Annotated in this window: 14 protein-coding genes; 6 read left to right on the top strand and 8 right to left on the bottom strand. The window is 62.1% G+C overall.

The features are described from left to right. The first annotated feature begins 75 nt into the window (after positions 1-75). Complete coding sequence (locus tag FQV27_RS08820) at positions 76-813, top strand: GNAT family N-acetyltransferase (RefSeq protein ID WP_147097641.1); 738 nt, start codon at positions 76-78, stop codon at positions 811-813. A 92-nt stretch (positions 814-905) separates the two neighbouring features. Here the strand turns inward: FQV27_RS08820 and FQV27_RS08815 are convergent, their stop codons facing one another. Then, complete coding sequence (locus FQV27_RS08815; RefSeq protein WP_147097639.1) at positions 906-1,637, bottom strand: response regulator; 732 nt, start codon at positions 1,635-1,637, stop codon at positions 906-908. A 177-nt stretch (positions 1,638-1,814) separates the two neighbouring features. Here FQV27_RS08815 and FQV27_RS08810 point away from each other — a divergent pair, with 177 nt between their 5' ends. Then, complete coding sequence (locus FQV27_RS08810) at positions 1,815-2,084, top strand: DUF1467 family protein (protein WP_147097637.1); 270 nt, start codon at positions 1,815-1,817, stop codon at positions 2,082-2,084. On the opposite strand, the gene FQV27_RS08805 is transcribed toward FQV27_RS08810, so the two are convergent. Further along, entirely contained in the window at positions 2,056-2,757 is a 702-nt protein-coding gene (locus FQV27_RS08805; protein ID WP_147097635.1) for an EI24 domain-containing protein, read from the bottom strand. The genes FQV27_RS08810 and FQV27_RS08805 overlap by 29 nt on opposite strands. Further along, positions 2,754-3,326 (bottom strand): nitroreductase family protein, encoded by a 573-nt coding sequence (locus tag FQV27_RS08800; protein ID WP_147097633.1) that lies wholly within the window; start codon positions 3,324-3,326, stop codon positions 2,754-2,756. Before FQV27_RS08800 ends, FQV27_RS08805 begins: the two co-directional genes overlap by 4 nt. Positions 3,327-3,413: 87 nt before the next feature. Between FQV27_RS08800 and FQV27_RS08795 the strand changes: the two genes are divergently transcribed. Beyond that, positions 3,414-3,677 carry a DUF167 domain-containing protein gene (locus tag FQV27_RS08795; RefSeq protein WP_147097631.1) on the top strand — a complete coding sequence of 88 codons (264 nt, stop codon included), beginning with the start codon at positions 3,414-3,416 and terminating at the stop codon, positions 3,675-3,677. Between the two features lie 2 nt (positions 3,678-3,679). Here the strand turns inward: FQV27_RS08795 and FQV27_RS08790 are convergent, their stop codons facing one another. After that, positions 3,680-3,919, bottom strand: coding sequence for a hypothetical protein (locus FQV27_RS08790; RefSeq protein WP_147097630.1), 240 nt, complete (start codon positions 3,917-3,919; stop codon positions 3,680-3,682). A gap of 98 nt (positions 3,920-4,017) precedes the next feature. On the opposite strand from FQV27_RS08790, the gene FQV27_RS08785 reads away from it, so the two are divergent. Then, on the top strand, positions 4,018-4,794 hold the full coding sequence (locus FQV27_RS08785) for a M48 family metalloprotease (protein WP_246133053.1): 777 nt from the start codon (positions 4,018-4,020) through the stop codon (positions 4,792-4,794). Positions 4,795-5,128: 334 nt separating this feature from the next. Next, a complete protein-coding gene (locus FQV27_RS08780) occupies positions 5,129-5,494 on the top strand; it encodes a hypothetical protein (protein ID WP_147097628.1) in 366 nt (121 codons plus the stop codon). 28 nt (positions 5,495-5,522) lie between these two features. Here FQV27_RS08780 and ilvN read toward each other — a convergent pair whose 3' ends face one another. From ilvN to FQV27_RS08765, 3 genes are all read right to left on the bottom strand, one after another. Further along, the gene (gene ilvN, locus FQV27_RS08775) at positions 5,523-6,083 is read right to left on the bottom strand and encodes an acetolactate synthase small subunit (RefSeq protein WP_147097626.1); all 561 of its coding nucleotides are present in this window, start codon (positions 6,081-6,083) and stop codon (positions 5,523-5,525) included. Between the two features lie 8 nt (positions 6,084-6,091). Further along, complete coding sequence (locus tag FQV27_RS08770) at positions 6,092-7,837, bottom strand: acetolactate synthase 3 large subunit (RefSeq protein WP_147097623.1); 1,746 nt, start codon at positions 7,835-7,837, stop codon at positions 6,092-6,094. A gap of 161 nt (positions 7,838-7,998) precedes the next feature. After that, positions 7,999-8,841: an arginyltransferase gene (locus FQV27_RS08765; protein ID WP_147097621.1), complete on the bottom strand. Its 843-nt coding sequence runs from the start codon at positions 8,839-8,841 to the stop codon at positions 7,999-8,001. Positions 8,842-9,020: 179 nt separating this feature from the next. Here FQV27_RS08765 and FQV27_RS08760 point away from each other — a divergent pair, with 179 nt between their 5' ends. Then, positions 9,021-11,840 (top strand): [protein-PII] uridylyltransferase family protein, encoded by a 2,820-nt coding sequence (locus FQV27_RS08760; RefSeq protein WP_147098132.1) that lies wholly within the window; start codon positions 9,021-9,023, stop codon positions 11,838-11,840. 138 nt (positions 11,841-11,978) lie between these two features. On the opposite strand, the gene FQV27_RS08755 is transcribed toward FQV27_RS08760, so the two are convergent. Continuing rightward, positions 11,979-14,198, bottom strand: a complete 2,220-nt coding sequence (locus FQV27_RS08755) for a glycosyltransferase (RefSeq protein ID WP_147097619.1) — start codon at positions 14,196-14,198, stop codon at positions 11,979-11,981. Positions 14,199-14,243: the final 45 nt, after the last annotated feature.

Here is a 14,243-nt window from a genome sequence, read left to right as displayed (position 1 = left end):
CACGCAGAAATGCTGGATGCCCGACCCGCTGCTCGGGCGGGCATCTAGCGCGCCACGAGATCGCAGGGGCCGGACATGACCGACGCGAATGATCGCCGCCCCATCGGCCCTGTGGTCGAGAATTGGCAACCGCCATCGCCGCCCGGACCCGATGCGATAGACGGCCGGTATGTTCGCCTTGAACGGTTGGACCCGGCTCATCACGCCGCCCCGGTATTCGAGGTCACGCGCGACGACGCGGCGCTTTGGGATTATATGAGCAACGGGCCTTTCGCCGATGCCGCGGCTATGCGTGTTGCGATGGAGGCCGCGTCGCTGTCGGATGTCGTCTTCTATGTCATGCAAGCGGCAGATACAGGCGACACGCTCGGCTATGCATCATTCATGCGGATCGACGCAGCGAATGGGGTGTTGGAAATCGGCAATGTCGTAATCGCACCGGCTGCACAGCGCAGCCGCGCGGCATCCGAGGGGCTGATGGCGATGATCGCTTGGGCTTTCGGCGCGGGTTATCGCAGGGTCGAATGGAAATGCAACGCGCTGAACGCGCCGTCTCGTCGCGCCGCGCGTCGATACGGCTTCGCCTTCGAAGGCATGTTTCGCGATCATATGATCGTCAAGGGCCGAAGCCGCGATACCGCATGGTTTGCAATGACTGCAGATGACTGGGCCGAACTCTCGACCGCATATGACACCTGGCTTTTACCGCAGAATTTCGACGGTGATCGACAGATAACAAGCTTGTCCAGTCTGACGGCACCCGTCGTCTTGCGCGCGGAGAAGATGCTGAGCGCGCTTGTTCGCCTGCCCTGAACCCGGCATCGCCCTTGGTGACGCAGCGGTGTCCAGCTGATACGCAGCCCGCGGCGGTGGAGCCTGCCGCCACGGGCTGTGCAAGCCGCAGCTCAGGCAGAGCCAGTCGCAGCAAGCCGTTCATGGACGAGGCCGCTGATGCGCGCCAGATCAATCGCCACGCCGCGCCCGGCCCCATGATCCTGCGCCAGCGCTGCGGCCGCTTCTGCCAGCGGAAGATCATGCGCGGAGCGTGCCACCCCGGTCAGGAAACGCGCGACATAGTCGATCGCAGACGCATCACTTGTCCCGGCAAGGATTTCGGCAACATGCGCGAGGTCGTCGCGCAGCGCGCTTTTGTCCGGGGTGATGATGTCGTCCGGCAGGACACGCAAGCCGCGCGGCAACACATCGGCAGGCAACGCCGACAGCACAGCCTGTTGAAATACTGCAAGGCTTTCAATCGGTTTAGTCAGAAAACCTGCGGCACCGGCATCAATTGCTTCGCCTTCGGTTTCGGGATCGCCCGAGATGCCGATTGTGACCGGCGCGCCGGTGCCGACCGTGGCGATCTGCGCGATAAGCTCCGCGCCGCTGCCATCTGGCAGGCCCATATCCACGATCACGACGCTTGGCCGGTAGGTTTGCAGATGCCGCATGGCCGTGCGCAGACTGTCCGCCCGTCTGATCCGGGCACCAGAGCGCAGGCACAGAAGGCGCATCGCCTCTGACGCGAAGCGCGAGTCTTCGACCATCAGCACCGTCAAACCCGAGAGCGGACGTCCGGGAAGCTGAGCGCGCCAGAGCGGTGCGGCCGCAGCCAGAGAATTTTGTTCGGTTTGCATTCTTCCATCCCCTAATGGAATCACCTGATAGCCCACGCTAGGCCCGAAATACCTAAGGGTGGGTTAACGTCGCCGGGACAGCCTTGGATTTATCGCGCCGGGCGCGTAAAACGCGCACAGGCGACCACGGCGCGCGTCTGGCGCGGGCCACAATATGCCAGCAGCAGGAGGGTGGCGATGAATCTGACCGGCGGTATCGTCCTTTATGCGGTCCTTTGGTTTCTGACCCTTTTTGTGCTGCTGCCGATTGGCCAGATCAGTCAGGAAGAGGCCGGAGAGGTCGTGCCGGGAACACCATCCGGCGCGCCGGCCAATCCACGGCTGAAGCAGAAGATGTTCTGGGCCAGCGTGATCTCGGCAGTGCTTTGGGCAGGCTGCGCCTATGTCATCCTTGGCGGGATCATCACGCGCGAAGATATCATGCAGCTCGACCAGCTCGTCCGGTGACGAGGTGGTAAAGATGCGTGAAGCCTGCCGCCGCCAGCACTGGCACGGCGATATTCAGCAACGGAACCGTCAGCCCGAACGCGATCATCACGCCAAGCGACGTAGCTGCGAACGAGCGTGACCGACGCAGATTTGTCGCATCGGGCTGCGAAAGGTGCCGCCGTGCCGCCATCTGGAAGAACTCGCGCCCCAGCAGCCAGCCATTCGCCCCGTAAAACAGGACCGGCGCCAGAGGACCGATAAACGGGGTCAACAGCAGACTGACAAGCCCGACCAGCAGCACCGCGCCCATGACCGGCAGCGATTCGAGAAGGCCGTCCCAGAAATCGGGCTCTGATCCGCGCCGATGCGGATAATGAATCGCCTCGACCCGTTCGGCAACGCGATCCGAAAACAGGCCTGAGAAGGCAGCAGCAACGGGTGCCATAAGGAAAAAGCCCATGATCGGAAACAGCGCCAGGCTTCCCCAGCTAAGCGCCGGGCCAAGCGTGATCTCGCCCCAGACGGGCAGGGTTATGCTGCCGGGCGCCAAAAGCCTGACTGCCCAGAAAATAACAATCTGCAGCATGACGAAAAGGCCGATCGTCAGCACGACACCCATCAGCACCAGACCGAAGATCCGGGGGCGCAACAGATCGGCCCAGCCAAGCAGCAAAGCGCGCGTCGCGGTCATGCGGGGTAAGAGGTCTTTGCGGCGATATCGGGGCGCGGACGCTCTGGCGGGGTGGCTTCACCGCGAGAGCCGATATGGATAAATCCCGCGATCCGTTCGTTCGGCGCGATTCCCAGATGCTGTTGCGCGAATGACGGTTCGCTGGCGACACCGCTCAGCCAGCTTGCGCCGAAGCCCGCGGCAAGCGAGGCGTTCACAAGACCCAGACAGACGGCCCCTGCTGACAGGAACTGCTCCCATTCCGGGATATTCGCGCTTTCGACCGGCGCGAATACCACCGCGACGACCACCGGGACGCGGAAGGAGCTTCCATGTTTCGCGGCCTTCTCTGCGGGATTGCCCGCCGCGGCCGACGCCGCCTCGACCAGCGGGGCAAGCCGATCAAGCGAATCGTCGCGCAGCACGATGAAGCGCCACGGTTCCAGTTTTCCGTGATCGGGCGTGCGTGCGGCGATCGTAAGCAGATCCTCCAGCGCAGCCGCGTCCGGTCCTGGGGCGCGCAGCGTCGATGGCGGATGTGACCGGCGGGTTCGCAGGAAATCCAGCGCTTTCGGGTTCGAATGGTTCATCGAAATCTCCTTCTACCGGATCATGTAGTCGAGCGACGCGGTCCAGCCAAGGCTTGACCTTCGCGTCCTGCCGACGTTGAACGAGCCATGCGCAGAAAGCTGATTGATCTTGCCGAACTGGCCGAGCCGGGCACGCGATTTGATGTGCGGGTCACGCCGGGTGCGTCGGCCGACCGGATTTTCACCGACGACAAAGGCGCGATCCGCGTCCATGTCACGGCCGTTCCCGAAAACGGCAAGGCGACTGCGGCGGTTATCGCGCTGCTGGCGAAGGCCATCGGTGTTCCCAAGTCGCAGCTGACATGTGTTCGCGGAGAGACAGCGCGCGACAAGTCCTTTCTGGTCGGATGACGCTATTTCGGTCGGTCCAGCCGATAGCCGCCCTCGGGAAGGTTCAGCGCGGCACGCAGCTCTGCCAGTTGACGCGAGCTTAGGGTGATCTCGCTATAGCGGTCGGTGTCGGGTTCATCTTGCCGGACGACGACACGGTCATCGAATGCAGTAATCACCACGTCGCCTTGCAACGGCGCCGTTTCCGGCTCGTCGATAAGTGTGATGACGGTTGCGTCGAAATCGTGCTCGATGGTGAACATGGTGGCCCCGCTTTATGTCTTTCTTCAGCGTGACCCGAAGTCGTTTGCCTCGCAAGGGGGGCTTGTCTATTCTGGCCGGGCATCAGCAGAGAGTCATCATGTCGCCCATAAAAATTCGCCCGTTCGCCCTGTCCATGATCTCTGCGCTGGTGCTGTCCGCATGTACGCCCGTCGTGGTCAGTGACACGCCCGAACTTCCCGCGCCAACCCAAAGGACTGCCGAGGCGACGGTCGTTCGCCCGTCCCGCACGACACCGCAGTCGCCACAGCAGGCGGCGCGCAATTTCATCAGCGTCATTCGCAGGATGGAACCAGCGGTCGAGCGGGAATGCGCCGCGCGGCGCACAACCAATATCAACTGCGACTATCAGTTCGTGGTCGACGACCGCCTTGATCTGGAGCCGAATGCCTTCCAGACGCTGGACGGGCAGGGGCGGCCGATCATCGGCTTCACCGTGTCCCTGATCGCGGCGGCGCAGAATGCGGATGAGCTGGCTTTCGTTGTCGGACACGAGGCGAGCCACCACATCCTGAACCACCTGGCGCGGAAATCGACCTCTGCAACGGCTGGCGCGGTGATTCTGGGCGGACTGGCGGCTGCGGCCGGTGCCGATGCAAGCACGATCAGCAGCGTTCAGCAGATGGGGGCAAGTGTGGGATCACGCGTCTATTCCAAGGACTGGGAACTACAGGCCGACTATCTTGGGGCGATCATCACGATGAATGCGGGCTATGATCCGGTCAATGGTGCAGAGTTCTTCCGCCGCATGCCCGATCCCGGCGATCGGATTCTCGGCTCTCATCCGGCTCGCGCATCGCGGATGGCGCAGGTTCAGCGGGCTGTCGCGGATGTTCGTGCTGGAAGGACCAGGTAAGTATCTGATTAATCTGTAGAATACGTCAGTTTTGCTACCCTGACGTATGCCTCTGTCGGCGCTCGATCAGAAGTCACGCGAGAGGCTTCCTGCGAGGGTTGGCCGCAGTTTGGCAGAACTGTTTTGCAAGGTGTTGAAAAACCTCAATACTATGTCAAAGATGCTCAGCAACCCCTTTTGCCGTCTTCAAACCGGCTTATGACGTAACGTTATTTGACGGAACCATCATGAAAATGCATTTATCCAACTATCTAGATGCCGTTCAGGCTGCTATTTCTATGGCGAGCACATAAGGTGCATCAGGGTTGAGCGATGCACCGTTGGGAGGGCAGGAATGATCGGAGTGGTTATCTGGAGCAGCGAAGCGACAAGCAAGGCTGTCATCTGGTGTGAAGATCAGGGGCCGCTGGCCTATCTTCGCGGCCGCGAAGGTTTGATGGAGGAGATTGATTGGCCGGTGCCGGGCGATCTTCTGCGTCTTGAATGCGAAACCATCGGCAATCTGCGTCACGCCCGTTCCGTCAGCATCATCGCGCCCAAGGTCTGCCCGCAGCTTCCTGCAGCGCTGCTGGGACACACCAATCGTCCCGCGTCACACTTGCACATTGTATCAAGCGGCAATTCCCAGCCTGCGTGCGACGAGCCGCGCGAAAATGACAACGAAGTTCCGGATTTCCTGTCGCCGGTCGCGATCCGCTGATCGCGTCGTTCTGGCAGCGTGGGGCGCGTCACGCGCCCCTTGCAAGTGCCGCCACGCCCGTTCTCGCCTGATCGCTGAGACCAAGCGGCCGCATCAATTCAGCGAATGCGTCCAGCTTTTCCGGTGTTCCGGTAATTTCGAAGACAAAGCTCTTAAGCGTTGAATCCACGACATTTGCGCGGAAGATTTCTGCGATGCGCAGGGCTTCGACACGATGATCGCCAGTGCCGGACACCTTGAACAGACCCAGCTCGCGCTCAACGCTCGGGCCTTCTGTGGTCAGGTCGTGGACCTCGTGAACCGGGACGATCCGTCCCAGCTGCGCCTTGATCTGAACGATCACTGATGGCGTGCCGCGCGTGACGATCGTGATCCGCGAGCGATGCCCTTCGTGATCGGTCTCTGCGACGGTCAGGCTGTCGATATTGTAACCGCGACCCGAGAACAGACCGATGACGCGGGCCAGAACGCCCGGCTCGTTCTCGACCAGAACGGCGAGCGTGTGGCGCTCCTCGATCTGCGCGTTCGGGTCGCGCAGGTCATAGGCGGAATGGCTTGTGGAGCCTTGCTTGATATTCAGTGCCATGATCGCCTTCCTTAAACCAGTGCGCCGCCGCCGGTGAATGCCTCTGCTTCGGGCGAAAGCAGCATCTCGTTATGCGGCTTGCCGGACGGGATCATCGGGAAGCAGTTTTCGTGCTTCTCGACCAGCACGTCCAGGATGAACGGGCCGTCATAGTCGATCATCTCCTGAATCGCGTCGTCGAGCTCTGCCGGGTCGCTCACCTGACGCCCCTTGCAGCCAAACGCCTCGGCCAGCTTGACGAAATCGGGCAGGCTGTCCGACCAGCTTTGGCTGTATCGCTCTCCGTGCAGCAATTGCTGCCATTGACGGACCATGCCGAGACGCTCGTTGTTCAGGATGAACTGCTTGACCGGCGCACGGAACTGCACCGCGGTGCCCATTTCCTGCATGTTCATCAGCCAGCTCGCATCGCCTGCGACGTTGATAACGAGCGCATCCGGATGGGCGACCTGCACCCCGACTGATGCCGGCAGCCCGTAGCCCATCGTCCCAAGCCCGCCCGACGTCATCCAGCGGTTCGGATCTTCGAAATGCAGGAACTGCGCGGCCCACATCTGATGCTGGCCAACCTCGGTCGCGATGTAGCGGTCGCGGCCCTTGGTCAATGCTTCCAGACGTTCCAGCGCATGCTGCGGTTTGATGATCGTGTCCGAATTCGTGTAGGCGAGGCATTTTACCTCGCGCCACTGCTCGATCTGTGACCACCACTTGCGGACGGCTTCGCTGTTGGTCTTGCGGCCGCGAGACTTCCATATCTTCAGCATGTCTTCCAGTACGTGGCCGACATCGCCCTGAATAGGCAGCTCGACATGCACGATCTTGTTGATGCTGGAAGGATCTATGTCGATCTGCGCCTTGATCGAATCCGGGCTGAAATCGGCAACGCGCCCGGTGATCCGGTCGTCGAAACGAGCGCCGACGGCGATCATCAGATCGCAGCCATGCATCGCGAGGTTGGCTTCGTACATGCCATGCATGCCCAACATGCCCAGCCAGTTCCGCCCCGAAGCCGGATAGGCACCGAGGCCCATCAGCGTCGAGGTGACGGGAAAGCCGGTCGCGTCAACGATCTCACGCAGAAGCTGGCTTGCGCCGGCTCCGGAATTGATAACGCCGCCGCCGGTGTAGAAGATCGGGCGCTCAGCCTGTTCCATCAGCTCCACCAGACGCGTGATGGCGTCGGGATCGCCTTTTCGGCGCGGTTGGTAATTCGTGGTATCGACCTGCTTCGGCCCGACATATTCGGCCTCGGCGAACTGGACGTCCTTCGGAATGTCGACCAGCACCGGCCCCGGACGGCCAGAGGTTGCAACATTGAACGCCTGATGGATCGTGGCCGACAGTTTCGACGTGTCCTTGACCAGCCAGTTATGCTTGGTGCAGGGCCGCGTGATGCCGACTGTGTCAGCTTCCTGAAAGCCGTCGGTGCCGACCAGGAAAGTCGGGACCTGACCGGACAGGACAACCAGCGGGATCGAATCCAGCAGCGCATCGGTCATGCCGGTCACGGCATTCGTGGCGCCGGGGCCGGAAGTCACCAGCACGACGCCGGGCTTTCCGGTCGAACGTGCATAACCTTCGGCCATATGAACCGCGCCCTGTTCATGGCGGACCAGAATATGCTGGATGTCATTTTGCTGGAACAGCTCGTCATAAATAGGTAGCACCGCCCCGCCCGGATAGCCGAATACGGTGTCGACACCCTGATCGCGCAGAGCTTCGACAATCATTCTCGCACCCGTCATCTTTCGGGACATCTGACCCATCCTCATCCTGTGAATGCGACCCCTGACCCTCGCCTGTGGCGAAGCTGACCATGCCGCGTCGGCGCAAACTATGGGCGGCTCGGCGCAGGGTCAATGGGCGAAATTAGCGAAAATGGCGCAAAATTCACATGCGGCGCAATAATGTTGCGCGTTCAGGGCAGGTCGATCCGCGCCACCTGTTCGACGATGGGGTCAACGGCCAACGGATGCGCCTCGTCCGAATGATCCGCAGGATCGCCGATATCCTGCCAGACGCCGCCCTTATAGATCTCCAACGCGCCAAAACGGGATTTGTAATCCATCTTCCGGCTGCCCGGCACCCAATATCCCAGATAAACATAGGGCAGGCCGGATTCACGGGCGAGTTCCACGTGATCAAGGATGATATGCGTTCCGAGACTGCGCGCCGACAGTCGCGTATCGAAGAAACTGTAGACCAGCGACAGCCCGTCATCCAGCACATCAGTCAAGCACACCGCCGCAAGGTTTGGATCGGCAAGCGAATGTGCAGCATCGGGATCGACCGAAGGAAGGATGTCGTTGCCGCGATATTCGATGATGCGGGTGCGGACCGGCGTCTCTTCGATCATGGCGGCGAACTCGAAGATGTCCATGTCGGCCATGCCACCATCGGCATGACGCCCATCGAGATAGCGGCGAAACAGCTCGAACTGTTCCTCTGTCGCCCAGGCACTCGTGGCGAGCCTGCTCAGGTCGGCATTGCGATTGGCCACCCGGCGCTGCGTACGGCTTGGCTTGAAATCCTTTACCCTGATGCGCGCCGACATGCAGGCGACGCAGCTTTCGCAGCTTGGCCGGTAAAGCACGTTCTGCGACCGCCTGAAACCTTGCCGGGACAGGGCGTTATTCAGTTCCTGCGCGTTGCCGGGATGCAGCGCGGTAAACAGCTTGCGCTCGGCGCGGCCATGCAGATACGGGCAGGGCTGTGGCGCAGTCACATAGAACTGCGGCACATGCGTCAGCGTATGCCGCATCGCTTGCCCTTTCCAGTGTCGCGCGTTTTGTCCATGAGTGCCGACATGCAAACCCGTCTGTGCCGCCTTATCCTTGCGAACGGTAGCAATAGAAGCACCAGAGGCCAAGCGCAGAAGTAGGTGGATGCGCGCGGGGCAGGGCGATTGACGCGGGCGCGAGGATGGCCCTAACTCCATCCATGGATTTTGCTGCCTCGATCACCCGCCTGCCAATCCCCCATGACACCGCCCGCGCAGCGGAAGCGCGCGCGATGTTCGGCGACCTTGATGCAAAGACGACCGATCTGCTTGTGGGCGCCGCGGGCTGCAGCCCGTATCTGTGGTCGCTCATGCAGAAAGAATCCGAGTGGTTGCCGCGTGCGCTTGCCGAATGCGGAGATGACATCGTCGTCCATGAAATGCAGGGCTTCGAGGATCTCGATGCGCAAGACCTGGGGCCAGCCCTGCGCTGTGCGAAGCGGCGTGTGGCGCTTTTTGCGGGACTTGCCGATCTCGGTGGCGTCTGGCGGCTGGATCAGGTGACAGGCGCGCTGACTGATCTGGCCGACCGGGCAACGGATCTCGCGCTCAGGGTGCATGTACGCGCCGAGATCGATCGCGGCAAGCTGCCTGCGACAGACGCCGATGCAGGCGGAATTTTCGTCATGGCGATGGGCAAAATGGGCGCGGCAGAGCTGAATTACAGCTCTGACATCGACCTGATCGTTCTTTACGATGACGAGGCTTATTCAGAAGATGACCAGCATCAGGCGCGTGCTTCGCTGATCCGCGCAACCCGCAAGATGGCGGCCACCCTGTCCGACAATACAGAACATGGTTATGTTTTCCGGACGGACCTGCGTCTGCGGCCCGATGCCGCGGTGACCCCGGTCTGTCTGTCAGCCTCGGCAGCCTTGGCCTATTATGAGGCCGAGGGCCGGACATGGGAGCGAGCGGCCTATATCAAGGCGCGACCCTGTGCCGGCGATATCGCGGCCGGTGAACGGTTTCTTGCCGGGCTTCGGCCCTTTGTCTGGCGCAAGCATCTCGACTTTGCGGCGATCCAGGACGCCCATGACATGCGCCTGCGGATTCGCGACCATAAGGGCCTTGGCGGGCGGCTGAGCATTCCCGGTCACAACATGAAGCTTGGGCAAGGCGGCATTCGCGAGATCGAATTCTTTACCCAGACCCGCCAACTTATCGCCGGAGGCCGCGACCCCGAGCTGCGCCTGCGTGGCACCGTCCCGGCGCTGGAGGCGCTTGCGGAACGCGACTGGATACCCGCCGACATAGCGACCGAGCTTGCGGATCACTATCGACAGCACCGCGATATCGAGCATCGGATACAGATGGTGAATGATGCGCAAACGCATGATCTTCCGAAGGATCGCGACGGCCTTCTGAACATCTGTCAGATGATGGGCGACGATGATCTGGACCGCTGGTCGGAAACGCTGCGCACGCGGCTTGAACGGGTCGAGACGCTTACCGATGCCTTCTTCGCGCCGGGCGACGTAACGGAGATGCCAGAAATTTCGCCTGAGGCGCAGGCCATCATCGACCGGTGGGACAACTATCCCGCGCTCCGCACGCAGCGCGCGCAGCAGATATTTCGGCGCATCAAGCCCGATATCCTTGCCCGCATGACGCGCGCCGCCCATTCGGAAGAAGCATTGTCACGCTTTGACGGTTTCCTGCAGGGGCTGCCTGCGGGCGTGCAGCTTTTCTCGCTTTTCGAGGCCAATCCGTCGCTGATCGACCTGATCGCCGATATATGCGCGACCGCGCCTGGCCTGGCCGCCTATCTCGGGCGGCACCCCGAGGTGCTGGACGCTGTGCTTGGCGGATCATTCTTCGCGCCCTGGCCCGGTCTTTCGGGGCTTCGGGAAGAGCTTTCGCTTCGGCTTGAACAGCAAATGGCTGCTCGTGATGGCGGTTATGAACGCGCTCTCGACGAAGTCAGGCGTTGGGCGCATGAATGGCAATTCAGGATCGGGGTCCACCATCTGCGCGGGCTGAGCGATGCGTCTCAGGCAGGGCAGGAATATGCCGACATCGCCGACGCCGCAGTTGCCGCGCTGCTGCCTCTGGTTGTGGACCAGCTTGCGGAGCGCCACGGCCCGCCGCCAGGACGGGGTGCGGTCGTGCTTGGGATGGGGTCGCTTGGCGCGCGTCGGCTGAACGCCGGTTCGGATCTTGATCTGATCGTGATCTATGATGCCGACGGCGCTGACGAATCCAGCGGGCGCAAGCCCCTTGCACCGCGGGCATGGTATGCGCGGCTAACCCAGGCGCTTATTACGGCGCTGTCGGCGCAGACGGCAACCGGCCGTCTGTTCGAGGTTGACATGCGCCTTCGTCCGTCGGGGCGGCAGGGACCGGTTGCGACCTCGGTTCAGTCTTTCCGCGATTATCAGATGAACGAAGCCTGGACTTGGGAGCATCTTGCCCTGACGCGCGCGCGTCCGATTGCAGCATGCGGACAAGACGGGGCCGCGCTTGCGGACGAGGTCGAAGCCTTGCGGGTAGAGGTGCTTGCCGCGCACGGACATGACGCGCGCGTCCTGCCGGATCTGACGGACATGCGCGCGCGTATCTTCGCGGCCAAAGCGCCAGACGGCGAGTGGGATGCGAAGATTGGACGCGGCCGTCTGCAGGATCTGGAACTTCTTGCGCAAAGCTTCGCGCTGCGCGGGGCCGACCCGGCGCGCGGGCTGGAGGCGCAGGTTCGGGCAGGGCAACGTCACGGGCTGTTGACGAAAGCCGCGACAGAGAGGTTGCTTTCGGCGCAGCGCTTTCTTTGGCGTGTTCAGGCTGCCGCGCGCCTTCTGACAGAAAAGACGCTGAACATGGATGAGCTGGGGCCGGGCGGGCAGGAATTCCTGCTGCGAGAAACCGGGGTCACAGATCTCGCGGAACTGAAGTCGCGGCTGAACGAAACGGTGGCAGCAGTCGGTGATATTGTCGAAGACGCGCTGTCGATACCCCACGACCCGGCGGAGGAGTCTGAAGCCTGATGCCTTCGCCGTCCGGCCGAACTGCCCCACGAATACCTTCATAAGCCGATGCGCCGACAGAGCGCAGGCCGGTTCGCAGATTGGGCGACCATATCACCGCATCTGCGCGGCAGTCAGCGCGTCGTAAATTGGGCGCGCTCACCCCAACATGCGCTGACGGTCGCCGATCGGCATATCCGCGACCACTTTGATTTGGGGAACCGCGTGATGGACACCGTCCGACCCAGACGCATCTGCGGAAGCCAGCGCATGCGCGACGTCATCTTCCACGACAGAGAGGGGCGGCGCGGGGGCCGCAGTCTCCATCGCTGATATGTCAGCCATGACGAAGGAACTGCCTTTCGTGTTCCCGATGTCGCCAAGCATCGGCACGATCCGCGCATCGTCAGGTACAGCAACCAGCGTTTCCGCAACCTCGGTTTCGTCGAAAACACCATGTGCCGTCTTGTCCCAATAGAACGGGTTCGTCACGACCTCGTAGATCGCCTTCCATCCGGCAAGGCATCCGAGCGGGAAGTACAGGTGCATCAATGGCACCCAGATGCGCAGGTGACGGTGCTTCTCGCCCCGGACCGCCCAAAGGTTGATGGCCATTCCAATGAGCTCCGAGGCGACGAAAAGCGTGAACAGCATCGCGATCGCGTTGCCGCCCCACAGATGCGCAAGCGGCTCTCGCAGCAGATGCGGCAGACCGAGCGAGAGCGCCCAGAAGCTCCACAAGACGGGGGCGAGCAGATATTGCGAAATCGTGCCCAGGAACTGGATCTGAAAGCCGATGAAGCGCTTGGGGCCGAGCTCTTGCCACAGTTTGCGCGGCTGGCGCATATGGACCCCCCAGGTCATCGCATAACCCTTGAGCCAGCGCGAGCGCTGCTTGATCCACGGCAGCGCGCGGCAATTCGCTTCCTCATCCGTCGTCGTGTCGACAAGTTCGGTGCGCCAGCCCCGCCGCGCCAGACGGACGCCGAGATCGGCATCCTCGGTGACATTCCAGGCGTCCCAACCACCGAGCTGCTCGAGTACATCGCGGCGGAAAAACAGCGTCGTGCCGCCCAGAGGCACGATCATGCCAAGTTTTGCGATGCCCGGAAGGTTGGCGCGGAACCACGAGGCGTATTCGATGGTGAAGCAGCGGGCGAGCCAGTTGCTGCGCGGATTGAAATAGTCGAGCTGACCCTGAAGGCAGGCGACGTCGGGCGCAGCAAAGGCAAAGCCACGTGCGATCTTGTGAAGCTGGTCGGGATCCGGCCGGTCCTCGGCGTCCCAAACCCCGACAATATCGCCGCGACAGAAATTCAGTGCATAGTTCAGGGCGCGCGGCTTCGTCTGGACCGGACCGGGCGGGACCGTTACGACACGCACCCAATGCGGCAGGCGCACCCCTTTCAATGCGGCCGAGGTGATCGGGTCCGTCGCTTCGACGACAAGAAGAATGTCAGTCAGCTCGCGCGGGTAATCCAGCCGGGCGAGCCGTCCCAGAAGCTTCCCTGCGACGTCGCTTTCATGAAACAACGGCACCATCACCGAGATCACAGGCAGCGCCGTGAGCATCTCTGGTTGCGTCTTCAGGCCGGTTGCAATCAGGGTCTGGTCCGCCGCGTCTTCGGCCTTCTGGCGCAACACGGCCTTGAACGCCGCCAGTTTCAGGATCGTGCCGGCAAGCAGCGTCAGCATCGCCCATCCGGTCAGAACCGAAAGCAGGCCGACTGGGGCCGCCACGGCAAGAAACGCCAGTGCCGAAAGCAGCAGAATCGTGAAACGAGCGATGCTGCCTTCATTTCGGCTGCGGCAGCTTTCACCGGCTGCGACACTGGTTTCCGCCCGCCGGGTCAAAGACGTCATGCGCAGCGATATGATCGCCTGATGGATTGCGCTTTCGCTGCAGAGCAACATGCGGACCGGGCCGTAGCCGGTGGGCAGAATGGTCTGCAGTGTCTGGAAAGATTCCGGTCGTGACGTCGCGATGAACGTGACGCCGCCGACGCGCCGCCAGGGCAGAATGGCGTTCTTCAGGCAGAAGGCCGGACCCAGGCGGTCGATCAGCCGAGAATCGGGCGGCATCGTCAGCGGATCGACCGCAGAGGTCCGCCATTGACGGGTCAGGGCACGCGTCAGCGACTCTTCCGTCACCCAGCCCTGCGCGAGCAGGATCTGACCAAGCGGGACATTCTGCCTTCCGCGCATCACCGTCGCCTTCAGCAGATCGCCATGACTGACAGCGCCGTCTTCCAGCAGGATCTGCCCCAGCGGCCGCAGGTCGCGAGGCCCAAGCGTCGCCTGCTCGGTGCCCGGATCGGGCACTTTCACACCGGGGCGAATCGGGACGGGAAGATCGGTCGCGGCAGTCTTGGCAATCATGACGAATCCCCGTTGGTTTCGTCATGACTGGCACGCGCCCGCTTA

This window comes from Paracoccus aurantiacus (genome assembly GCF_007993065.1).
Classification (GTDB): domain Bacteria; phylum Pseudomonadota; class Alphaproteobacteria; order Rhodobacterales; family Rhodobacteraceae; genus Paracoccus; species Paracoccus aurantiacus.
The sequence above is the reverse complement of the archived record's forward strand: the minus strand, read 5'-3'. Positions and strand labels throughout refer to the sequence as shown.

What these genes read in the sequence shown, in the direction of transcription:
- FQV27_RS08810 (WP_147097637.1), top strand. Translation starts at nt 1,815, where the DNA reads ATGAATCTGACCGGCGGTATCGTCCTTTATGCGGTCCTTTGGTTTCTG.
- FQV27_RS08765 (WP_147097621.1), bottom strand. Translation starts at nt 8,841, where the DNA reads ATGCGGCATACGCTGACGCATGTGCCGCAGTTCTATGTGACTGCGCCA.
- FQV27_RS08755 (WP_147097619.1), bottom strand. Translation starts at nt 14,198, where the DNA reads ATGATTGCCAAGACTGCCGCGACCGATCTTCCCGTCCCGATTCGCCCC.
- FQV27_RS08800 (WP_147097633.1), bottom strand. Translation starts at nt 3,326, where the DNA reads ATGAACCATTCGAACCCGAAAGCGCTGGATTTCCTGCGAACCCGCCGG.
- FQV27_RS08820 (WP_147097641.1), top strand. Translation starts at nt 76, where the DNA reads ATGACCGACGCGAATGATCGCCGCCCCATCGGCCCTGTGGTCGAGAAT.
- FQV27_RS08790 (WP_147097630.1), bottom strand. Translation starts at nt 3,919, where the DNA reads ATGTTCACCATCGAGCACGATTTCGACGCAACCGTCATCACACTTATC.
- FQV27_RS08760 (WP_147098132.1), top strand. Translation starts at nt 9,021, where the DNA reads ATGGATTTTGCTGCCTCGATCACCCGCCTGCCAATCCCCCATGACACC.
- FQV27_RS08815 (WP_147097639.1), bottom strand. Translation starts at nt 1,637, where the DNA reads ATGCAAACCGAACAAAATTCTCTGGCTGCGGCCGCACCGCTCTGGCGC.
- FQV27_RS08770 (WP_147097623.1), bottom strand. Translation starts at nt 7,837, where the DNA reads ATGTCCCGAAAGATGACGGGTGCGAGAATGATTGTCGAAGCTCTGCGC.
- FQV27_RS08780 (WP_147097628.1), top strand. Translation starts at nt 5,129, where the DNA reads ATGATCGGAGTGGTTATCTGGAGCAGCGAAGCGACAAGCAAGGCTGTC.
- FQV27_RS08795 (WP_147097631.1), top strand. Translation starts at nt 3,414, where the DNA reads ATGCGCAGAAAGCTGATTGATCTTGCCGAACTGGCCGAGCCGGGCACG.
- FQV27_RS08805 (WP_147097635.1), bottom strand. Translation starts at nt 2,757, where the DNA reads ATGACCGCGACGCGCGCTTTGCTGCTTGGCTGGGCCGATCTGTTGCGC.
- FQV27_RS08785 (WP_246133053.1), top strand. Translation starts at nt 4,018, where the DNA reads ATGTCGCCCATAAAAATTCGCCCGTTCGCCCTGTCCATGATCTCTGCG.